Origin of the sequence: Prochlorococcus marinus XMU1404 (assembly GCF_017696175.1) — a bacterium.
GTDB classification, from domain to species: domain Bacteria; phylum Cyanobacteriota; class Cyanobacteriia; order PCC-6307; family Cyanobiaceae; genus Prochlorococcus_A; species Prochlorococcus_A marinus_X.
Genome location: NZ_JAAORE010000002.1, coordinates 392,327 through 414,320 on the forward strand (window position 1 = coordinate 392,327; position 21,994 = coordinate 414,320).

The window sequence follows — 21,994 nt, forward strand, 5'->3', positions numbered from 1 at the left end:
CAAAAAGTATCTTGAAAATTATATATCAAAGATTTAGTAGGTTTCTACGTGCCATCTTCCTGCTTTCTTTAGTTGTGGTCTTAATTCTGACCAGTTCAAGCCTTTTTCTTCTGCAGCCTTTGTCATAGCTTCATCTATTCCAGGCTCCATACCCTTTAATCCACAAAGATAAATATGTGTCTTATCATCTTCAATCATGTTAAAAAGCTCGTTTGCTGATTCTAAAACTCTATCTTGAATGTACATTCTTCCTCCTTTTGTATTTTGCTGCTCACGACTAATAGCCTTAGTGTATTTAAAATTATCTGGATAATCAGTTAAATATCTCTGAAGATCTTCCTCGTATAACAAATTAGCTGATTTTGGAGCACCCATAAATAACCAAGCTTTACCTTTAAAATTCCAGTTGTTTTTTTCTTTTTCGGTTGCCTCAAACATTCTTCTTAAATAAGCTCTCATAGGTGCTATTCCAGTTCCAGTAGCCAACATTACGATATTCGCATCCTCTTCATCTGGGAGGAGCATCTCTTTACCTACAGGACCTGTAATTTTTACTTTATCTCCTGGCTTAATATCGCATAAATAAGTGGAGCAAACGCCATTTATAGTTTCTCCATCTTTTTCGTACTGAAGCTGTCTAACACAAAGGGAAACAGTGTTTCCATTAAAATTATCCCCATGTCTAGTACTTGCTATTGAATAAAGTCTTAACTTATGAGGTTTCCCATTCGCATCTTCCCCAGCAGGCATTATACCTATACTTTGACCTTCAACATAATTTAAGAATGGATCACTATCTTTGAGATCGAAAGTTATGTGGTTTACTCTACCAATTGCTCCCTCTTTAAGAAGACTATAATTTTCAATTACTGTACCTTCATATGGTGTTTTAGGCCTGTAAATATTTACTGGAACGTCTGCATGTTTTTTCTTCACTAATTTTGGAGCTTCTGTTTTTGGAGCTTCTGTTTTCAATACAGAGACTTTTTTAGGTTCCACTCCTTTTGAGTCAAGTTTTTTTGTTTTATTTTCTTCAACAAATTTTAAGGCTCTTTTATTAAAAGTCGTGAGTATAAAATAAAAAACAGCTATTACTACTGGTATATGAGCTAATCCGCCTGCGATTACTTTTGCTTGTGAATACATTTTTAAGATTTCTTTTATAAAAGATTATCAATTTGTAGTTTAATTTGTAGTGATTTTATAAAAATGGTTACGTTTTGAGATCGGAATAATTTAATGAAATTATTTTTATTTTTCAGTATTTGCTGTTTTTATCTGTATAGTTACACAGAAATAATTTTTTATCTAGTTAAAAAATTCATTTATGAATAATCCTCAAGAATCAGTTGATCATTCTAAAAGCAATGATTACAGGACAATTGAGCAAACGATGGAAAAGCTTTCAGGCGGGACAAGAAGACTTGCAGCTCAACTTACAACTTCCGCAAGTTTGGACTCTTTGTGGAATGTTTTAACAGACTATGATCGACTAAATCTTTACATACCAAATTTACTTTCAAGCAAAAAAATATATCAAAAGAACAATAATGTTCACCTTAAACAAGTTGGGGCTCAGGATTTTCTTGGGATGAAATTTTCAGCTGAAGTAACTATTGATTTATTTGAAGATAAAGAGCTTGGCCTTTTAAAATTCAATTTGATTAAAGGTGATTTCAGAAAATTTGAAGGAAGTTGGAAAATTCAGAATATTAAAGATACTTCAAAAAATTCATTAATTTACGATCTAACTGTTCAAGGTTTTCAGTGGATGCCTATAGGCATGATAGAGAAGAGGCTAAAAAAAGATCTTTCAGAAAATTTAATAGCTGTCGATAGACAAGCAAAAATCTCAATAAATTAGTTTAAATTTTTAATCGATAGCCCCAAGGGGATTCGAACCCCTGTCGCCTCCGTGAAAGGGAGGTGTCCTAGGCCTCTAGACGATGGGGCCAGGAATTTAGCATAACAGCTTAATTAAAAATTAAGAGTAAGACTAGCCTTTCGTCAAGTATTGTTGCTCTTTGTTTTGTCCTTGCCACACAGGGACGGTGAAATGGAAGCATGAACCTTCGCCTATTTCAGATACAACCCATATTCTTCCTCCATGTACTTGCACTATTCTCCTGCAAACAGATAACCCTATCCCAAATCCTGAAGTTCCTTCAGAAGTCTGTGGGAGCCTAACTCTATCAAGAAAAATTCTTTTTTGTTCACTTAAAGGGATACCAGCGCCTTTGTCACAAATTGTTATTTCTACCCATTGATTAGTTTTGTGTATCATTGTAATTTTTATAGATCCAGAGTCTTCAGAAAATTTAACAGCATTTTCAATTAAATTTAAAAACACTTGCCTCATTCTTCTTTGATCTGCAAATACACTTGGCAAATCAGATGGGATATCAGTATCAATCTGAATATTCCTTAATCTCCAGAATTTTTCTAGTTCGAGTATCACTTCAGCACTAATATTGCCTAAATCGATTTTCTGAGGATTGAATAGAGCTTCCCACTTTGTTGTTCCAACTTCTAAAAGGTCTTGAGATAAGAGTTCAATCTCTTCTAATCGTCTTTTTATCACTTCTTGCAATTTTGAAATATCTATTTGGCCAAGTTTTTGACTTTGAACAGCCAGAGTAGCTGCAGTCAATGGAGTTCTTAATTCATGCGCGACCATTCTTAATAATCTTTCTTGAGATTCTATTCTTTTTGTTAGGGTTTCATTCTCTTGTCTTAAAACAAGAAGTTCGTCTTCTAGAAGAAATTCTTTTTGAGTTCTTATTGAATCGATTTTGGATGGTTGCAAGTTAATGCCTAGATTTTTTGTTAAACCTTCCTGTGTCCATCTTGGTAACCATTTCTGCAGCTGAGAGAAAATATTACTTCCTGCAAATATTTGCTTTGGAGATGGGCAAACCTTTATTAGAGCAGGAATTGCGACTAATCTATGTAATTCCAGTAATTCCGGCTGTTCAGTGGGCTCAGAAATCTGAAGAGATATCTGAAATTTACAATCATCTGACTCTAAATAAGCTATCACCGACTTGATATCACTACTAGAAAGTTGATTTCTAGCTGCCACCAGTATCAGTTTTAACTCTTTTTTATCATTCAAATGATTTGCCCTGAAGTGTTGAAAAGCTGTTAATCCTTATGAACACATTAAGATATTATTTTTTATTCTACTAATAAGCTATGAAATAAATAAGACTTATTTATATATGGTTGTTATTAATCAAAATAAAAATCCAAATTTTGGAGAAAATAATTCTCCAGAAATTTGTTTAAATAGCAATTTAAAAAGATGGTTTTCGAGAAATATTGGTTCGTGGAAATCTAATAGAACTTATTTTCTTGATGAAACACAAAAAACTTATAATTTATGCATGAATATAAATATTCAAGCTCTCGAGAATAGGTCCGAGTGGGAGTCACACTACAAATTCACATGGTACCCAGAAAAAAATTATGAATTTTTCTTGGAAAATCCACAATATAAAGAACGAGGAGAAATGCATGCATTCTTAAGAGGACACCAACTTATGAGGGAAAATTTTTATTTAAGTAATGATGAAGGGATTTCAAATATTAGGCAAGTCGATGAACATGAAATGATTTTTGAATCTTCTTATAAAGATTGGCATATTATTGAACATACAAGACTTGTAGATTTGGACAATTATAGATTTCGGGTAATATATTCATGGAACAAAAATAAGCTTAAAATAGTAGAGAATCATCATGAAATTAAAATTATTAAGTAAGAATTCTTGTAAATTATAAAGTAAAAATAAAAGTGTTATCTTAATTATTAGATTTATATGTTTATGGACACTATTTTTCAATCAAAAAAGTTCTTAAATTTATTAAATATTTCTTTACTTTTTTACCTAGCCATCTGTGAAATAAATATTTTCAACAAAAGATTACATGCAAATACAAAACCTCAAGCTTCTCAGCAAGATGTCTTCTTGTATAAACAAATGGGTGCGTCTTATCTCTGCAAATCTATTAATGACAAAATAGATTTTGACTTCAACAAAGCTCTTGCAGTTTCAACATATACATTCGCAGAAGTTATTTTCTCAAAGCATGGTAATTTAATTCAAGAAGCCGGCAAAGAAAAATTAACTCCGGAAAAAGTACTTTATATCGGGGAGATTGAGATTCTTAACAGCGCAATAAAAATTTGTCCTAAACAAATACCTAATGATGTTAAGAAAAGTTTTCAAGAAACTCTCAAGAAATTAAAAAAACAAACAAATAAAAAGAGATGATTTCAGATAATTATCTAAACATTGAGCTGACTGAACTCTCTTCATGAATTCTCCAAATAGCTTCACCTAACATATTTGCAACTGATAGAACCTTTAACTGAGGAAAACTATCTTTAATTATAACGGGTATACTGTTAGTAACTATTACTTGCTCAAATAAATCTTTAGTACTTAATCTTTCATAAGATGGCGGAGAAAATACAGCATGTGAAGCGCAAGCAAATATTCTTTTAGCACCTTCTTGTTTTAATAGATTCGCTCCAGAACAAATTGTACCTCCAGTATCAATCATATCGTCTATTAGAATAGCTGTCTTACCTTTAACTTCTCCAATTACAGTTAAACTTTCAGCGACATTATGAGCTGCTCTTCTTTTATCAATTATTGCTAAAGGGGCATCTTTCATTTGTTTAGCAAATGCTCTTGCTCTAGCAACTCCCCCAACATCAGGAGAGACAACAACAACTTCCTTTAAATTTAAAGTTTCTAAATAGTCAATCAAAACCGGTGAGCCATAAATATGATCGCATGGAATGTCAAAATAACCTTGTATTTGAGCTGAATGCAAATCCATAGCAAGTACTCTATCGACCCCAGATTTTTCTAGCAAATTAGCAGTAAGTTTTGCAGTTATGGACTCTCTCCCTGAAGTCTTTCTATCTGCCCTTGCATATCCAAAATAAGGGATCACGGCCGTTATTTGCCTAGCAGATGCCCTCTTACAAGCATCAACCATAATCATCAGCTCCATTAAACTATCGTTTACTGGAGCGCATGTAGGCTGTATTAAGAATACATCGCAGCCTCTTATAGATTGCTGAATTTGAACATAAAGTTCTCCATCAGCAAATCTCTTAGATATTAAAGGTACATTTTCAATCCCTAAGTATGATGCAATTTCTTCAGCTAATTTAGGATTCGTTGTTCCGCTTACCAGCCTTAATCTACTATTAGTAAGATTTAAGTTCGATTCTTTATTCTGCACTGCCGTGATAAAACTTGTCACGAAATTAGCACTATAAAACTATATCCTTATCGTAGTCGTTTATGTGAATTTCGCAAAAGATAATGACTAGATCTTTTCAAAATTCACATCTTTTAAACAAAACGTCAAATTTAGTCAATGAACATCAGAATTTTTTTTAAATTCGTCTAAAAAACAATAAAATTATTATTTGTCAATTAATAAAAATTTGTATATGTTTAGATTTGGAGAATTAAAAACAATTTAATTGTAAAGATTCAAAATATAATTTAAACATGTCTCTTCAAAAAGTTCTTCCAAATAAATCATTAGGCGTACTTATGCATCCTTCATGTATACCAGGAGGTAGATTATGTGGCACTTTTGGTAGAGGAGCTAAAGAATGGATAAAAAAGCTTCATAAGCATGGGATCGAATACTGGCAATTTTTACCTCTTACACCAACCGACTCTACAGGCTCTCCATATAGTTCACCTTCAAGTTTTGCATTAAACCCATGGTTTCTCGATATAGATTATTTAATCGATAAAGGTTTTATCTTCATTTCTAATGTAGAAGAATTAGGAAAGACAAATCAGAATGAGAATCATTTTGATTTTGATCTTGCTGATGAATTAACAAACAAATTAGGTCAACTCCTTTTAAAAGGCTGGGGGTCACAATCTGAAGAGAGAAAAATAGATTTTCATAAATGGATTAGAAAGAATTCTTGGGTTGAAGATTATGCAACATTTATTGTTATTAGGGAGGAATTTAATATGTTGCCTTGGTGGCAATGGCCTAAAGAATTTAAAATAAAAAATAAAGAATTTCTAAAATCATGGATTAATACAAAAAGTGAAAAGGTACTTATTAAAAAATTAATACAGTGGCATTTAGATGAGCAATGGAGTGCTATCAAGAAATTTGCAAAATCATATAATGTCAAGTTAATTGGAGATCTGCCCTTTTATGTTTCTAGGGATAGCGCAGATGTATGGAGTAATAAATCACTTTTTTCAATTTTTAAAAATGGAGATTTAATCTTTCAAAGTGGTGTACCTCCTGATTACTTTTCTTCAACAGGACAATTATGGGGAACTCCAACTTACTTTTGGTCTAAACATAAGAGTACTAATTTCGATTGGTGGAGAAAAAGATTTAAGAGGCAATTTGAACTTGTGGACTTGTTGAGATTAGATCATTTCAGAGGTTTAGCTGGATACTGGAGAGTTAATGGCAATTCTAAAACAGCAATTTCGGGTAGATGGATAAACTCCCCAGGAAGAACACTATTAAATAAACTAAAAATTGATTTAGGGACTGACTTCCTACCAATAATCGCGGAGGATCTAGGAGTAATAACACCTGACGTAGAAAAATTAAGGAAGAATTTTGAACTTCCAGGAATGAAAATATTACAGTTCGCTTTTGATGGAAACGAAGATAACCCATATTTACCTAACAATATTGAAGGAGAAAATTGGGTTGTTTATACAGGTACCCATGACAACTCTACTAGTATCACATGGTGGGAATGTTTAGAAAATAACGTCAAACAACGAATAAAAGATGAATATAAATTCTCCGAAAATCCTTCATGGAGTTTAATAAAAATTGGCATGGATACAAAGGCCAATCTCTTTATCGCTCCAATCCAAGATATTTTGTCTCTAGATGACTCAAGTAGATTAAACATTCCAGGGACTACAAAAAATAACTGGAAATGGAAGTTAAATAGACCCCTTGTAGAAATAGAAGACAACATAAAGAGATTTAGTGATCTTGGAAATAGTTTGGGGAGGACTAAGAGATAGGGACTTTTTGAAGTTTATTTATCAATGATTTTGTTTTCAATATTTTGAATCTCTATAACATTTACATTCAAAATAAAATATCTCTTCAATATAAACACAGTTAGAATTAATATAAAAAAATACAAAAGGCTTCCCTGCCAAGTATTTATAATATCAAATTTGTTGAGAATAAAATCATTGTTTTCTTTCTTAGAAGTTTCTCTTTCTCTAATTGCTAATTTTTCTAATGTATTTTTTTTTAATCCTAAGCATTCCTCTAATTTGATTAATATTGATCTTATAAATGGATACTTTGGTCTAATATTTTTTTTATTGTTTTCAATAGAAATTATCGTTTGTTCAGGAATTTTTGAAATATTTGACAATTCTTGAATTGTTATATTTTTTTGAATTCTTGCTTCTTTTACTAATCTTGCGATTTCTCCATACTGATCAACTAATGCATGATTTACTTCGTTATCAATAACAGATTGTTTTTTAAATAAAAAAAGATTTTTAATAATATTCATTCCATATCTCCAATTTCATTAATTATTTGACTAATCACTTTCAAAAGTAAGTAATATATTTAATTTTAATCCTTTTAAATTTATAAGTAAATTTATTGGAAGCGAATAAAAACTAAACTGGAGAAATAATTTTTTGAACTGCACTTTTTGCAATATTCAAAGGGCTAAATGTATCTCTAATTAAACTTAAAAGTTTTTTTGCATCAGTTAATTCAAATTTGTCATCTTTTATAAGGCTTAATAGAAGATTCTTCCGAACTTCTGATCCTTTATTACTGACAATTAACTTTAATCCAGCATTTGCGACCGGGATGAGGTCTGAATTAATATTTTCAGAATCTTTAAATAATATATTTAATAAACTTTTTACCTTTTCTATTTGAATTCGACCTTTTTTATCAAAAACAACTTCTAAAAGAATTTCTAGAATCTCCTCAGAATTATCAGTAAGTAATTTTTTAGCTATATAAGGATATGCAATTTTTAAAATTTTAAATTCAGGATCTAGTCTTAGTGCTAAACCCTCTTGACTAACAACTGCTCTTATTATTAGTGCAAACCTACTAGGCACTCTAAATGGATATGAGTACATAAGTTTTGAAAATTTATCAGTTACATTTTTAAGATTAAAATTTCCGACTTCAGCTCCAAAAGATCCACCTAAAACTTCTTTTAATGGTTCAACAAGTTTTTGAAGATCTTGTTCTTTAGTTAAAAAACCTAATTTCTGAAAATCTTTTGCGAGCAGATAATATTCATCATTTATTATGTGAACAATAGCCTTAATGAGAGTGAGTCTATCCGAATTTGTAATTGTATCCATCATTCCGAAATCTACATAAGCTAAATTTCCATAATCTGCATTTCCACCTTTAAGTGCAAACATATTCCCAGGGTGTGGGTCAGCATGAAAATATCCATATTCAAATAATTGCTGAAGACCACTGATCACACAAGTTTTTATAAAAGATGAAGGTACTAAGTTATTTTCCTCCAATAAAACTCTGTCTCTTAACTTGACTCCATCAATCCAAGAGGTTGTAATAATTCTCTTTGATGAAAACTGTTTTTCTAATTTAGGGATAAACACATTTGGGTTATCTTTGAATAAATTTGCAAACTTTAAAGCATTTTCACCCTCTTTTTCATAGTCAATTTCATCAAAAAGTGCCTTGCCGAATTCATCTATTATTTCTCCAATTCCAACACCAATATTTAATGGTAGAAATGGCGACAAAAAAGTTGTTAAAAACCTCAATATTACAACATCTCTTCTTATAAGAAAGTACAAATTTGGTCTTTGAACTTTTACAGCTACATAAGTATTATTTTTTGTTTTTGTTTTGTAAACCTGACCTAAGCTTGCTGAGGCAATAGGACTCTCAGGAAACTCATCAAATAATTCATTAGGTGGTGCTCCAAGTTCCTCTTCAATAATTTTCAAAGCAATTTTGTGATCAAATGCTGGAAGATTATCCTGTAAGTTGGTAAGTTCTGTCAGCCAATCTTGTCTAAGAAGATCCGGTCTAGTTGAAAGAGCCTGACCTAATTTTATAAAACAAGGTCCTAAATCTGTTATTACATCAAAAAGATATTTTGAGAGATTTTTTTGTACATTTTTATTTTTACTGTTACCTTGAAAAAGTATTCTTAAAAAAAGAAAAACAAAAGTTAAAAGGATATATAAAACTCTTGGGATAAAAATCCATGGTCTCAAAATCAACCAGATTAAGTCACCTTTTGCTGAGTATTGCGAATAAGACCTTGTCATTAAAGTTAAAAAATATCGAAGAAGGGTTCTCAATTAGTCCATTCTATATATGTCAATAATACTTTATGAGCATTTCTTCTTTTCTAACTAAAAAGTTTTTAAAGTCACTTTTCTTTCCCGCTCATAACAGAGGTGCAGCTTTACCCAAGAAATTAGTGAAATTATTAAAAAAACAACCTGGGTATTGGGACTTACCAGAATTACCAGAGATAGGGACACCTCTATCCCAAAGTGGGTTAATTGCCAAAACTCAAAGAGAATTCTCTGAGAAATTTGGTACGAAAGGATGTTTTTTTGGAGTTAATGGAGCGTCTGGGTTAATACAATCAGCTGTAATTGCAATGGCAAATCCTGGTGAAAGTATCCTGATGCCTAGGAATGTCCATATAAGTGTTATAAAAATCTGTGCGATGCAGAACATACAACCAATATTCTTTGACCTAGATTTTTCATCAGAAAACGGCCATTACAAACCAATCACAAAAAGCTGGTTGAAAAATGTATTTAAAAAAGTAAATTTTAATGAAAAAAAAATTGTAGGTGTAATTCTTGTAAGTCCCTCTTATCAGGGCTACGCAGGAAATTTAGGGCCTTTAATAGATCTTTGTCATCAAAAAAATTTACCTGTTTTGGTTGATGAAGCCCATGGTTCTTATTTCCTTTTTTGTCAAGACCTTAACCTCCCGAAATCCGCTTTAATATCAAACGCTGATTTGGTCGTTCACTCATTGCATAAGTCGCTAAATGGTTTAACTCAAACTGCTGCACTCTGGTACAAAGGGAATCTAGTAAATGAGCAAAATTTAATTAAGAGTATAAATTTGCTGCAAACTACTAGTCCAAGCTCCTTATTACTTTCTTCTTGTGAAGAGTCTATTAAAGACTGGCTTGATAAAAAAAGTTTATCAAAATATCAAAAAAGAATTTTAGAGGGAAGAAGAATCTACAAAAAATTAATCCAAAAGAATATTCCTCTCATAGAAACCCAAGACCCCTTAAAAATAGTATTGAATACCTCTAAGGTTGGAATTGATGGTTTCACTGCTGATAAATTTTTTTGTAAAAATGGTCTTATTGCTGAATTACCAGAAATGATGACTCTAACTTTTTGCTTAGGATTTTCGAATCAAAAAGATTTTCTTAAAATATTTGTAAATTTGTGGAATAAATTACTATTAAATACAAAAAAATTAGACACTCTTAAAGTAATCCAATCACCCTTTAATTTAGTTGAAGAACCCGAAATTCAAATTGGAATTGCTTGGAGAAGTGAGACTCGGAGTATTCCTTTTTCGCAATCATTAAATAAAATATCTGGAGATATTATTTGTCCTTATCCTCCTGGAATACCTCTACTAGTTCCTGGAGAAAAAATTGATATCGATAGATTTAATTGGATAAATAATCAAAGTTTATTCAACAACGATCTGTTAAATTTTAATATAAGAGTCATAAAAACATAGAAATTAGATATGAGATTGAGAAGCGGATTACTTATAGGAATATTTGGTTTAATTGTTGTTTTGTTAGGGGGATGGTTTTTTACATTTGCAACAGCATTGCTCACTTATTTAGCATTATTAGAATTTTTCAGGATGGCTGAATTTAAAGGAATAAAACCAGCCACTAAAACCACATTATTTTCATCTTTCGTTATTATAATTTCTACTTATCTTGAAACCATAGGTTTGATTGAAGGAGAAATATCAAATTCAATTTTGCCCATCTGTTCAGTTGCATTATGCACTTGGTTACTTTTGCAACCAAAGCCTGGAACAATTTCAGATATTGCAGCTTCTATTTTTGGTTTATTCTATTTAGGTTTTTTACCTAGTTACTGGATTAAATTAAGGGGATTAGAGTCAGTGATAATAAGTTCAAATCAAGGTTTTATTTCGTTTGAAAACTTATCTAATACTTCAGGTCTTCATTTAACTTTAACCTCTTGTTTTTTAATTGTAGCTAGTGATATTGGATCTTATTTCGTTGGCAAGTCATTTGGTAAAAAATCTCTTTCTCCAATATCCCCGAGCAAAACAATAGAAGGTTTAATTGGAGGAATATCCTGTTCAATTTTATTAGCAATATTTTTCGCATTTTTACTTAATTGGGAATATCCATTATTAGTTGGAATTTTATATGGAGTATTAATTTCTCTTATGGCATTAGTTGGAGATTTAATTGAATCAATGATGAAAAGAGATGCGAAAATTAAAGATTCGGGAACTTTTTTACCAGGTCATGGAGGCATTCTTGACAGAATTGATAGCTACATTTTTACTCCATCTGTTTTGTATTACATCTTCATAATTCTCAAGTATCTAAATTAATTATGAAATTTCTTATTCCAAAAAATAATCTTGAATAATTTTGCTAGATAATGATGGGAAATCTACATGAGGTAGATGACCACAATTTTGCAACCCTATAAAATTTAATTTATCAATATTTCTTATATTTTTAATCTCTTTTTTTCCAAGAATGCGATCATTTTCTCCACATACTGCTTTGATTGGGATGTTTTGAATATATTTCTGTGTTCCAGCGAACCCTCCACTTTTTGCAAATGATGCAAGTGAATTCCTCCATCCTTTACAACCTAAATGAATTGAAGCAATTTGCTCTTCCATTTCACCAACACATTCATCCGGAAAAGCAAATGCTTGCCTACAAAGACTTTTTCTGACCTGCTGCAATCCTAGAAATGATGCTCCTATTTGATTAAGAGGGAAAGGTATACTCTTAGGTTCTCCAAACAATCCGGCGGGAGATAAAAGGATAATTTTATCAACAGAATCAGGGATCTCAAAAGAAAGTTTTAAAGCTGTTGAGCCTCCCATAGAAGCACCAATAATTTTTAGATTCTTTGTTATTTGTAAGGTTTTAAGAAGATCAATTAAATATGAAATAATTTTAGAGGGATTGTATTCATTTGTTGCACACCTAGGACTAAAACCAAACCCTAATAGATCAGGGATTATAACTTGGAAATTTCTTTTTAATGATTGATATATTCTTCTAAACTCTAAAAAACTACTGTCAAAGCCATGAAGGAGAAGTATAGGTTGACCTTTTCCTCCCATAACTACAGGGAATTTCAAAGAGTTCCAGTTCTCATTTAGTTTGATCCACTGAACATCGTTTGCCAAATAAAGACCTAAAGGGTCTAATAAAGAATTTTTGGCACTATCAAAAAAATCAACATTTAAATCACTAAGTTGTTCGAAATGTGTTTTATTCAAAAGAATGATTATATTTTAATTTTTTGTTGTTCAAAATTTACAATGACGTCTACGATATCCTGTTTGTGAATTTCAAAAGGCAAAAAGTGAATCTCAGAATTATCTCGACAAGTAAAATCAGCAATTTTCTCCAAATTATTATTTTCGAAAACATTTATTCCAAGTTGTGCAATAGTAGTTGGCAAATTCAAAGCTTTCATAAGTGACAACAATTGTTTAATTGATTGATCAGCTAATTTATTATTATTTTTCATTTCTTCTAGTCTTAATTGCAATAATAATCCAACCCCAACAATCTCACCATGTAAGAATTTTTTCGGGGTAATTATCTGAGTAATTGCATTGTGAATAGCATGTGCTGCTGCAGTCCTACACTTTTCTCCCCCAATACCACCTACTAATCCTGCTGTAAGGCCACAAGCTTCTACAGTATTTCGCCAAGAAGGATTATTTTCAGATTGACTCTTAAATGCCTTATCTCCTTCTATTAATAGTTGATCTCTTAAAACTCTTGATATCTGAATAGCTTGCTGAACAAGGCCATCATCTATTGTTGAACTTGTTATTGAAGATTCATACCATTTTGCCAAGGCATCTGCTATTCCACTAGCAAGTGTTCTTGGTGGGGCCGTTTGAATAAATCTATGATCGTATACTAGAACTTTTGGACAAGATCTTAATGCAACGTCCTTTATAAATTGGCCATTTTTTGAATAAATATTTGATAAAGCTGTCCAACCTGCGCATGTAGAGGCACTAAGAGGAACTGTAATACAAGGGATTTCGAGACACTCTGCTATATATTTGCCACAATCAAGAACTTTACCCCCTCCAGCTGCAATAACAGAATCGTGATTATTATTTAAGATGATTTTCTTAACTTTTGAAATATCTTCATCACAACAATCAAATTGTAAATTAGCAGAATTAACATTAAGGTTTTGATTTTTTAAATCTCTAAAAATTTTACTTCTTAGATAGTTGGTACAAATGCTTTTACCTAAAACTAAGGGGCTCTTAGTTAACTTAATAATTTGAGGTAAAGCTTTTTCCCAAGCATCATTCCCCCTATAAATAATTTCTGGAGAGATTGATTGCATATTTTAGTTAATTTCTAATAATTAGCACTTGCTAATTCCTGAGGAGATTCTTCAGAAGAAATATTAATAGTAACTTTTTTATTATCATCCACATCCACTAGAGCCTTATCTCCATCTTTTATTCTTCCCGATAGAACCTCCTCCGCCAAACTATCTTCTAATAAACGCATTACAGCTCTTCTAAGGGGTCTTGCCCCATATGCAGGATTATAACCTTCTTCAACAAGTCTCTCTTTGAAAGCATCCGTAACATTTAATTTGATACCTTTATCTTGCAATCGTGCAAACACTTCTTTCAACATAATTTCTGCAATTTCTTTAACCTCATTCTTAGTTAGTTGCCTGAACACAATTATTTCATCAAGTCTATTTAAAAATTCAGGTCTAAAGTATTGTTTTAGTTCTTCATTAACTAAAGATTTGATTCTATTGTACTGACTATCTTCAACAGAATCACCAGAAAATTCAAATCCTAAGCCGCCTCCACCTTTCTCAATCACCTTAGAACCAATATTGGAAGTCATTATCAGCAAAGTATTTTTAAAATCAACGGTTCTACCTTTGGAGTCAGTTAATCTACCGTCCTCAAGAAGTTGCAATAACAAATTGAATACATCTGGATGAGCCTTTTCAACTTCATCAAATAAAACGACTGTATATGGACGTCTTCTAACCGCCTCTGTAAGCTGGCCTCCTTCATTAAAACCAACATACCCAGGAGGAGAACCTATAAGTTTACTTACTGTATGTCTTTCCATAAATTCTGACATATCTAATCTAATCATGGCTTCTTCGCTACCGAAAAAATATGATGCGAGTGATTTAGTTAATTCAGTTTTACCAACACCAGTAGGGCCTGAAAAAATAAAACTTGCTATTGGCCTATTTGGATTTTTTAATCCAACTCTTGCTCTTCTAATAGCTCTAGAAACAGCCTTTACAGCTTCGTCTTGTCCTATAAGTCTTTGGTGAAGAGTTTCTTCCATATTAAGGAGCTTGACTGATTCAGTTTCTGTTAACTTTTGAACAGGTACGCCAGTCCAAGAGGCAACAATATGTGCTACGTCCTCTTCACAAACCAAAGGGTTTTGTAAAAGTTTTGAATCATTTTTAACAGAGTTAGTATCAATATCAGGTTGATCTTCAGCTGTAGATTCTTTTCTATTATCTAGAACCTCCTTTATTTTTGAGGACAATTCCATCTCTTTTTCTCTTAATAAACCTGCTTGATCAAAATTTTGATCTCTTACAGATTCCTCCTTCTGTTTTTGGATTTGTCTTAATTCTTTATCAATTTGTTTAGCTTCAGGAGGAAGTTTAGAATTCATTAAGCGAACTCTACTTCCTGCTTCATCAATAAGATCTATGGCCTTATCTGGTAAGAATCTATCAGATATATAACGATCACCTAAATGAGCTGCAGCCTCAAGTGCGTCATCAGTAATTTTTAGGCGGTGATGTTGTTCATAACGTTCTCTAAGGCCTTTTAAGATTTCGATTGTATCTTCAATAGATGGCTCCCCTACCATTACAGGTTGGAATCTTCTTTCTAGGGCAGCGTCTCTTTCAATATGTTTTCTGTATTCATCGAGAGTCGTTGCTCCGATACATTGAAGTTCTCCTCTGGCTAATGCTGGTTTGAGAATGTTTGCTGCGTCTATAGCACCTTCAGCAGCTCCGGCGCCAATTAAAGTATGTACTTCATCTATAACTAGTATTACGTTACCTGCAGATTTAATTTCCTCCATAATTTTTTTTAATCTTTCTTCAAATTCACCTCTATATTTTGTTCCAGCGACCAAAAGTCCTATGTCCAAAGTTAAAACTCTTTTATCTTCAAGTATGTCTGGGATGTCTCCAGTCTGTATTCTTTGAGCTAAGCCTTCTGCAATAGCTGTTTTACCTACACCAGGTTCACCAATAAGAACAGGATTATTTTTTGTCCTCCTTCCTAATATTTGAACTACGCGATCTATTTCTTCATGGCGACCAACAACTGGATCAAGTTTAGACTCACTTGCAAGCTTTGTTAGATTAGTTCCAAATTCATCAAGAGTAGCAGTTTTCAAATTACCCTTGTTTGGATTTGCACCACTGCCAACTTCAGCTGTTTCACCTAACATTCTTATAACCTGCGTTCTTACTTTGGTGAGGTCAATACTTAGATTTTCAAGAACTCTTGCAGCTACTCCTTCTCCCTCTCGTATTAGACCCAACAATAAATGTTCAGTACCTATATAGTTATGTCCTAATTGGCGAGCTTCTTCAAGAGACAACTCTAAAACTCTTTTAGCTCTTGGAGTGAAAGGTATCTCTACTGCTACAAATCCTGAACCTCTACCAATTATCTTTTCAACTTCAATTCTAGAATCTTTTAAATTTACTCCTAAGGATTTAAGGACTTTAGCTGCGACACCAGTTCCTTCACCAATTAATCCTAATAGAATTTGTTCTGTCCCAACAAAATTATGACCCAGTCTTCTAGCTTCCTCTTGGGCTAGCATTATGACTTTGATTGCCTTTTCTGTGAATCTTTCAAACATTAGAAGACTAAAACCTTACTAATAACCTACCAGTAATATGTCAATTTTGTGTTCAGAATGAGCTTTTATGAAGACCTAAAAGTATATTTTATTGAATAAAAATTTACTTTTTTTGGTGATATAGCAATAAATTATAGTATTTTCAAGCATTCTGGTTATCCGCACAATTAAATTTATAAATTATTTTGTTGTTAATTTTTTTTCTTTTAAAAGTGCATCTGAACCATCTTTATAATAATTTCTTCTTACTCCAACAGTAAAAAAATCAAAGCGATTATAAAATCTTTCAGCAGTAATATTTTTCTTAGAGACTTCCAATAGTAATCTATTTATATTTAATTCTTCACATAATTTTATTAAATAGTTCATTAAAGAAGTACCCAAACCTTTATTCCTAAATTTCTTATTAACTGCAAAATAATTTATTTGAGCCTCATCAAGTACTACTTGAAGAACACATATTCCAATTATTAAATTTTCAAGTGCTAACCCAAAAACTTTTACGCCATCTTTTTTGAATTCGTTGACCCACTGCTCTTTACTCCATAACGAAATCGTATTTGAATCTAATTCACAACATAAATCAATGTCTTTCTCATATATTTGTTTAATGGATATCATTTTATAGTAGCCAATTAATTAAAAGCTATAATTAAAGTCATTATAAAATATGACATCTTTAGCAAAACCCTATTTAGATTTTTCTATGGAAGAAAAAGAATCCTTTTTAAAACAAAAGATTGACGTCAAAAGTCCTAATAGAAATATAATACCGATAACTACATCCTTTGGAAGTGATGGTAAATTATCAGTTGGTGGATGTTCTATTGAAGAATTAGTTAAACAATATGATTCGCCTCTTTATATTTTAGACGAGATCACATTAAGAAATTCTTGTAGAGCTTATAAAAATGCGCTTGAAAAATATTATCCTGGAGAATCGTTACCAATATATGCATCAAAAGCAAATAGTTCTATATTTATGAGTAACCTTGTTGCCTCGGAAGGTTTAGGACTTGATGCGGTTTCGGAAGGTGAACTATTAACTGCTCTTAAAGGTGGAGTCCCAAATGAGAAAATTGTTTTTCACGGAAATAATAAATCAGACAAAGAAATTGAGTTTGCAGTCAAAAACAACATTAAAGTTATTGTAGATAATGATTATGACTTAGAAAGGTTGGAGGAACTTTCAAATTCATTTAATCATGACATAGAAATCATGATTCGCTTTACTCCAGGGATAGAATGCCATACACATGAATACATAAGAACAGGATCATTTGATAGCAAGTTCGGTTTCGGGATTGAATATTTAAGTATTTTATTTGCCAAAATCAGTAATTCCAAACACTTAAAATTAACGGGATTACATGCTCATATTGGTTCGCAAATTTTTGAACTAGACCCTCACAAAGATCTAGGAGAAATAATGGTGAATGTTATAATTGATGCCAAAAAATTTGGCCACGATATTAAAAAATTGAATGTTGGTGGGGGGCTAGGTATTAAATATACAGAAAATGATGATCCACCTTCAATTGATGAATGGGTAAAAACAATTTCCACTTCAGTTGTTAAAGCTTGCAAAAAAAATAATTTAGATTTACCTACATTAATGTGCGAACCTGGACGGTCTATTGTATCTACAGCGGGAATAACAATTTATAAAATTGGGGCGTTTAAAGAAATTCCTGGGATCAGAACATATTTATCTGTTGATGGCGGGATGAGTGACAATCCAAGACCAATAACATATCAATCAAATTATTCTGCATGTTTGGTACATAATCCGTTTAATTTAAATTCAAAAAATAAATATACTATTGCTGGTAAGCACTGCGAATCAGGAGATGTATTATTTAAGGAGATAGAACTAGCAGATTGCAAAACAGGAGATTTAATATGTGTTTTTGGTACAGGGGCATACAATAACTCGATGAGTTCGAACTACAACAGAATTCCAAGGCCGGCTGCTCTCTTAGTTTCTGAAGGTGAAGCAGAGATTATTCAAAAAAGAGAAAGTTCATTTGACCTTTTAAAATATGATGTTTTACCTGATCGCTTTATTAAACAAAATTAGGTACATTTAAATTAATTTTGTTTTTGATGTGAATTTTTGGGGGATTATAAATTTAAAACTTTTATTAGATGTCTTATTTGCTATTGGTTTCGGACTTTTATTATTTTCTAGAGTAAAAGAACAGAGGACATTATGGCTTTTAAGAGGATATTTGTTTTTAGTATCATCAGCATGGTTTATTCAAAGATATGCATATCTCCCGTTAACATCAAAATTAATTGATGCTGTAGTCCTAGCTTGCTCTCTATCCTTAGCGATCCTTTGGCAAGGAGAGCTAAGAAGACTAATGGAATTATTAGGTACTGGTAGGCTAGCTGTAATTCTCGGAAATCCGCCAAAGGAATTTAGAGCAACTTCAACTACTATTACGCAGTTAGTTGATACTGCAGGTAAACTCTCCCAAAACAGGAGAGGAGCACTAATAGTGGTCGATATAGGAAGTGATTTAAGGCCTGAGGACTTTTTATATTCAGGAACAAATATTGAAGCACAATTGTCGACTGAACTTTTAATAAATCTTTTTGCAACAGATACACCGTTACATGATGGAGCTGTTCTTGTTAAAGGCAACAAAATAATATCTGCTGGAGTAATACTTCCTCTCTCGAGGCAAGGAATTAGCAGATACGGTACAAGGCATTTAGCTGCATTAGGAATTACAGAAAGATTTGATAGGTGTATTTGTATCGTTGTTTCTGAGGAGACAGGCACTTTATCATTAGCAAACCAAGGAAAACTTGAAAGACCAATTACAAGCAGTAGATTACAAGAACTTCTAGTTAATTTGATAGGAAATCAAAGCTCTATGGGAACAAGTAAATCACCTTTAAGTAAAAATGCCATATCCCAAAAGACAAACTCGAGTGATATTATTAGCAGTGATATTAATGAAAAAGAGACCAATAAATCTGAAAGTTTTACAAACATAAAGGAATAACAAATGAGTTTAGAAAAAATAATTTACAAGAAAAATAATGACTTATCTAAGAAAATAGATAAGCAAAAAGTTCCAGAACATGTAGCAATAATTATGGACGGGAATGGGAGATGGGCTACTAAAAAAGGGTTACCGCGATCATTTGGTCATAACAAGGGGGTTAGTGTATTAAAAGAAATTATAAAAGTATCAAAAAAATTAGGTTGTAAAGTTCTTACTGTTTATGCATTCTCAACTGAAAATTGGACAAGACCAACAAAAGAAGTTGATTTCCTTATAAATCTCTTTACCGAAGTTTTGAAAAACGAAATTGAAGAGATTCATCAAGAATTAATTAAAATAAAATTTATCGGAGATTTAACACCTTTTCCAGAGAATTTAAAAAAAATAATCTTTAGTTCAGAATCTCTAACTAAAAACAACAAAAATTTCTTATTAAATATTTGTGTCAACTACGGAGGTAGGCAAGAAATAGTAAAAGTTGCACAAAAGTTAGCACTTAAATCCATTTCTGGAGAAATAAAGCCTAGCGAAGTGAACGAGGAGTTATTTAACTCAGAGCTCCTTACCCAGGGGATCAATGATCCTGAATTATTAATTAGAACTAGTGGTGAAAAAAGGATTAGTAATTTTCTTTTATGGCAATTAGCATATTCTGAAATTTATATATCCGAAGTACTATGGCCTGATTTTAATGAGAATGAATTTCTTAAAGCAATAATTGATTACCAATCAAGAAATAGACGTTTCGGCGGTATAGAATCATTACCAAATCAATCTTTTAAAGATTCTTACTTTTCTCCATAAATTAATATGATTAAATCGTACAGCGATATATCAGGCGAAATAAGATTTGATTGGCAAAGAGAAGAAATTTCTGAAATTTTAAATATGCCCTTAATCGATTTAATGTGGAAATCACAGATAATTCACAGAAAATTTAATGCATACAGAGTACAACTAGCATCGCTCTACAGCGTAAAAACTGGCGGTTGCCAAGAAGATTGTTCATATTGCAGCCAATCAATATATAGTTCTAGCGAGATTAAAAGTCATCCACAATATGAAGTTAAAGAAGTTTTAGAAAGAGCTCAAATCGCGAAGAAGGAAGGTGCGGAAAGATTCTGCATGGGATGGGCTTGGAGAGAAATTAGAGACGGTAAATCTTTTAACTCAATGCTTGAAATGGTCAAGGGTGTAAGGAAACTAGGGATGGAGGCATGCGTAACTGCAGGAATGCTTACTGAAGAACAAGCATCTAGACTTGCCGAAGCTGGTTTAACCGCATACAATCACAACCTTGATACGAGTCCCGAGCATTATAAAAATATTATTACCACTAGAACTTATCAAGACAGACTAGATACTATTAAAAGAGTAAGAGATGCAGGAATAAATGTTTGCTGTGGAGGGATAATAGGTTTGGGTGAAACTAATGGCGATAGAGCATCTCTTTTGGAAGTTCTTTCAAACATGAATCCGCACCCTGAAAGTGTTCCTATAAATTCATTAGTTGCTATTGAAGGTACTGGTTTAGAAGATAATCAAGAAATTGATTCTATTGAAATGATAAGGATGATAGCTACAGCAAGAATTCTTATGCCTAAAAGTAAAATCAGATTAAGTGCAGGAAGAGAAAAACTTTCAAAAGAAGCCCAAATTTTATGTTTTCAATGTGGGGCAAATTCAATTTTTTATGGAGATGAGTTACTCACAACTTCAAATCCATCTTTTCAATCAGATAGAAAACTTCTTAAAGAGGTTGGAGTATCATTTAACAAAGATTTTGAAAATTGTATAAAAACATTATCTTCTTTATGAAAGGCAAAGATTATAAAATAGTTTCTCTTTATTCTTTCTTCCAATTTCAAGAAAACTTAATTCTTGATCTCAAAAATAAATTATTAGAAATCGAAAATAAAAACGATCTTACAGGTTTATTGATTTTTGCAAGTGAAGGTATTAATGGAACTATTTGTGCTGAGAAAGATGTAATTGATATTGTTATCGATTTACTTAACAAATATACAGATCATAGAAGTTTGAATATGAAGGTAAACTTTTCAAAAAAGAAAGTCTTCAAAAAATTAAAAATAAAAATCAAGAAAGAAATTGTAACCATGGGCATTAATGGAATAAACCCTTCGCAAGATAATGGGACTTATATTGAATCAGCTGATTGGAATAAATTAATTAAAAATCAAAATACAATAGTCATTGATACTAGAAATCATTATGAGGTCTCTATAGGAACATTTCAGAATTCTATAAACCCAAATACGAGAAACTTTAGCGAATTCCCCAGGTGGGTAGATGATCATTTAGATAGTCATTTAGAAAATAAAGAATCTACAAATATAGCAATGTTTTGTACCGGCGGTATCAGATGTGAGAAAGCTACTAGTTTGCTGAGAAAGAAAGGTTATAAAAATATTTATCATCTACAAGGGGGTATCCTTCAATATCTTGATGATATACCAAAAGAAGAAAACTTATTTGAAGGTGAATGTTATGTTTTTGATAAAAGAGTTGCTTTAGATCAAGAATTAGAAAAAGGCTCCTACTCGATTTGTCATGCATGTGGAATGCCAATTTCAATTCAAGATCAAAAAAGAAAAGAATATAGAAAGGGTATCCAATGTCATTTCTGCATAGATCAATTCAGTGATTATGACAGAAAAAGGTTTGAAGAAAGACAAAAACAGATCGATAGATTAAAAATTGAGAATCATAAAATTTATCAGAACTAATTTT

General features: G+C 31.9%; 20 protein-coding genes and 1 tRNA gene. 11 read left to right on the forward strand and 10 right to left on the reverse strand.

What is annotated here, in order from left to right; translation table 11 throughout:
* Nucleotides 1-33: 33 nt before the first annotated feature.
* Nucleotides 34-1,146, reverse strand: a complete 1,113-nt coding sequence (locus HA144_RS05915) for an FAD-binding oxidoreductase (RefSeq protein WP_209043184.1) — start codon at nucleotides 1,144-1,146, stop codon at nucleotides 34-36.
* Between the two features lie 181 nt (nucleotides 1,147-1,327).
* Between HA144_RS05915 and HA144_RS05920 the strand changes: the two genes are divergently transcribed.
* Entirely contained in the window at nucleotides 1,328-1,864 is a 537-nt protein-coding gene (locus HA144_RS05920; RefSeq protein ID WP_209043185.1) for an SRPBCC family protein, read from the forward strand.
* A gap of 17 nt (nucleotides 1,865-1,881) precedes the next feature.
* Here HA144_RS05920 and HA144_RS05925 read toward each other — a convergent pair.
* Both HA144_RS05925 and HA144_RS05930 read right to left on the reverse strand, forming a co-directional pair.
* Nucleotides 1,882-1,954 (reverse strand) — tRNA-Glu (locus tag HA144_RS05925).
* Nucleotides 1,955-1,996: 42 nt separating this feature from the next.
* Nucleotides 1,997-3,115, reverse strand: coding sequence for a histidine kinase (locus HA144_RS05930; RefSeq protein ID WP_209043186.1), 1,119 nt, complete (start codon nucleotides 3,113-3,115; stop codon nucleotides 1,997-1,999).
* A 106-nt stretch (nucleotides 3,116-3,221) separates the two neighbouring features.
* Here HA144_RS05930 and HA144_RS05935 point away from each other — a divergent pair, with 106 nt between their 5' ends.
* Both HA144_RS05935 and HA144_RS05940 read left to right on the forward strand, forming a co-directional pair.
* On the forward strand, nucleotides 3,222-3,764 hold the full coding sequence (locus HA144_RS05935; protein WP_209043187.1) for a hypothetical protein: 543 nt from the start codon (nucleotides 3,222-3,224) through the stop codon (nucleotides 3,762-3,764).
* Between the two features lie 63 nt (nucleotides 3,765-3,827).
* Nucleotides 3,828-4,277: a Villin headpiece domain-containing protein gene (locus HA144_RS05940; RefSeq protein ID WP_209043188.1), complete on the forward strand. Its 450-nt coding sequence runs from the start codon at nucleotides 3,828-3,830 to the stop codon at nucleotides 4,275-4,277.
* 10 nt (nucleotides 4,278-4,287) lie between these two features.
* On the opposite strand, the gene HA144_RS05945 is transcribed toward HA144_RS05940, so the two are convergent.
* A complete protein-coding gene (locus HA144_RS05945) occupies nucleotides 4,288-5,283 on the reverse strand; it encodes a ribose-phosphate pyrophosphokinase (protein WP_209043189.1) in 996 nt (331 codons plus the stop codon).
* Nucleotides 5,284-5,537: 254 nt separating this feature from the next.
* Here HA144_RS05945 and malQ point away from each other — a divergent pair, with 254 nt between their 5' ends.
* On the forward strand, nucleotides 5,538-7,058 hold the full coding sequence (gene malQ / locus HA144_RS05950) for a 4-alpha-glucanotransferase (RefSeq protein WP_209043190.1): 1,521 nt from the start codon (nucleotides 5,538-5,540) through the stop codon (nucleotides 7,056-7,058).
* A gap of 14 nt (nucleotides 7,059-7,072) precedes the next feature.
* Here malQ and HA144_RS05955 read toward each other — a convergent pair whose 3' ends face one another.
* Entirely contained in the window at nucleotides 7,073-7,567 is a 495-nt protein-coding gene (locus tag HA144_RS05955; protein WP_209043191.1) for a helix-turn-helix domain-containing protein, read from the reverse strand.
* 112 nt (nucleotides 7,568-7,679) lie between these two features.
* A complete protein-coding gene (locus HA144_RS05960; RefSeq protein WP_209043192.1) occupies nucleotides 7,680-9,338 on the reverse strand; it encodes an ABC1 kinase family protein in 1,659 nt (552 codons plus the stop codon).
* A gap of 65 nt (nucleotides 9,339-9,403) precedes the next feature.
* Between HA144_RS05960 and HA144_RS05965 the strand changes: the two genes are divergently transcribed.
* Both HA144_RS05965 and HA144_RS05970 read left to right on the forward strand, forming a co-directional pair.
* Nucleotides 9,404-10,801: an aminotransferase class I/II-fold pyridoxal phosphate-dependent enzyme gene (locus HA144_RS05965; RefSeq protein ID WP_209043193.1), complete on the forward strand. Its 1,398-nt coding sequence runs from the start codon at nucleotides 9,404-9,406 to the stop codon at nucleotides 10,799-10,801.
* Nucleotides 10,802-10,810: 9 nt separating this feature from the next.
* Nucleotides 10,811-11,668 (forward strand): phosphatidate cytidylyltransferase, encoded by an 858-nt coding sequence (locus tag HA144_RS05970; protein WP_209043194.1) that lies wholly within the window; start codon nucleotides 10,811-10,813, stop codon nucleotides 11,666-11,668.
* 12 nt (nucleotides 11,669-11,680) lie between these two features.
* Here HA144_RS05970 and HA144_RS05975 read toward each other — a convergent pair whose 3' ends face one another.
* The 4 genes from HA144_RS05975 to rimI form a co-directional block, all read right to left on the reverse strand.
* Nucleotides 11,681-12,580, reverse strand: coding sequence for an alpha/beta fold hydrolase (locus HA144_RS05975; RefSeq protein WP_209043195.1), 900 nt, complete (start codon nucleotides 12,578-12,580; stop codon nucleotides 11,681-11,683).
* An 8-nt stretch (nucleotides 12,581-12,588) separates the two neighbouring features.
* The gene (locus HA144_RS05980; RefSeq protein ID WP_209043196.1) at nucleotides 12,589-13,680 is read right to left on the reverse strand and encodes an iron-containing alcohol dehydrogenase; all 1,092 of its coding nucleotides are present in this window, start codon (nucleotides 13,678-13,680) and stop codon (nucleotides 12,589-12,591) included.
* Nucleotides 13,681-13,694: 14 nt separating this feature from the next.
* Complete coding sequence (locus tag HA144_RS05985; protein WP_209043197.1) at nucleotides 13,695-16,223, reverse strand: ATP-dependent Clp protease ATP-binding subunit; 2,529 nt, start codon at nucleotides 16,221-16,223, stop codon at nucleotides 13,695-13,697.
* A gap of 180 nt (nucleotides 16,224-16,403) precedes the next feature.
* Nucleotides 16,404-16,844, reverse strand: a complete 441-nt coding sequence (gene rimI, locus HA144_RS05990) for a ribosomal protein S18-alanine N-acetyltransferase (protein WP_209043198.1) — start codon at nucleotides 16,842-16,844, stop codon at nucleotides 16,404-16,406.
* 85 nt (nucleotides 16,845-16,929) lie between these two features.
* On the opposite strand from rimI, the gene lysA reads away from it, so the two are divergent.
* Genes lysA through HA144_RS06015 form a run of 5 tightly spaced genes read left to right on the forward strand, consistent with a single transcriptional unit; the run spans nucleotide 16,930 to nucleotide 21,990 of the window.
* A complete protein-coding gene (gene lysA, locus HA144_RS05995; protein ID WP_209043236.1) occupies nucleotides 16,930-18,303 on the forward strand; it encodes a diaminopimelate decarboxylase in 1,374 nt (457 codons plus the stop codon).
* Between the two features lie 28 nt (nucleotides 18,304-18,331).
* Nucleotides 18,332-19,240, forward strand: coding sequence for a diadenylate cyclase CdaA (gene cdaA / locus HA144_RS06000; RefSeq protein ID WP_209043199.1), 909 nt, complete (start codon nucleotides 18,332-18,334; stop codon nucleotides 19,238-19,240).
* A gap of 3 nt (nucleotides 19,241-19,243) precedes the next feature.
* Nucleotides 19,244-20,047 (forward strand): isoprenyl transferase, encoded by an 804-nt coding sequence (locus HA144_RS06005; protein WP_209043200.1) that lies wholly within the window; start codon nucleotides 19,244-19,246, stop codon nucleotides 20,045-20,047.
* A 6-nt stretch (nucleotides 20,048-20,053) separates the two neighbouring features.
* Nucleotides 20,054-21,061 carry a biotin synthase BioB gene (gene bioB, locus HA144_RS06010; RefSeq protein WP_209043201.1) on the forward strand — a complete coding sequence of 336 codons (1,008 nt, stop codon included), beginning with the start codon at nucleotides 20,054-20,056 and terminating at the stop codon, nucleotides 21,059-21,061.
* A complete protein-coding gene (locus HA144_RS06015) occupies nucleotides 21,058-21,990 on the forward strand; it encodes a rhodanese-related sulfurtransferase (protein WP_209043202.1) in 933 nt (310 codons plus the stop codon). Before bioB ends, HA144_RS06015 begins: the two co-directional genes overlap by 4 nt.
* The last annotated feature ends 4 nt before the right edge of the window (nucleotides 21,991-21,994 follow it).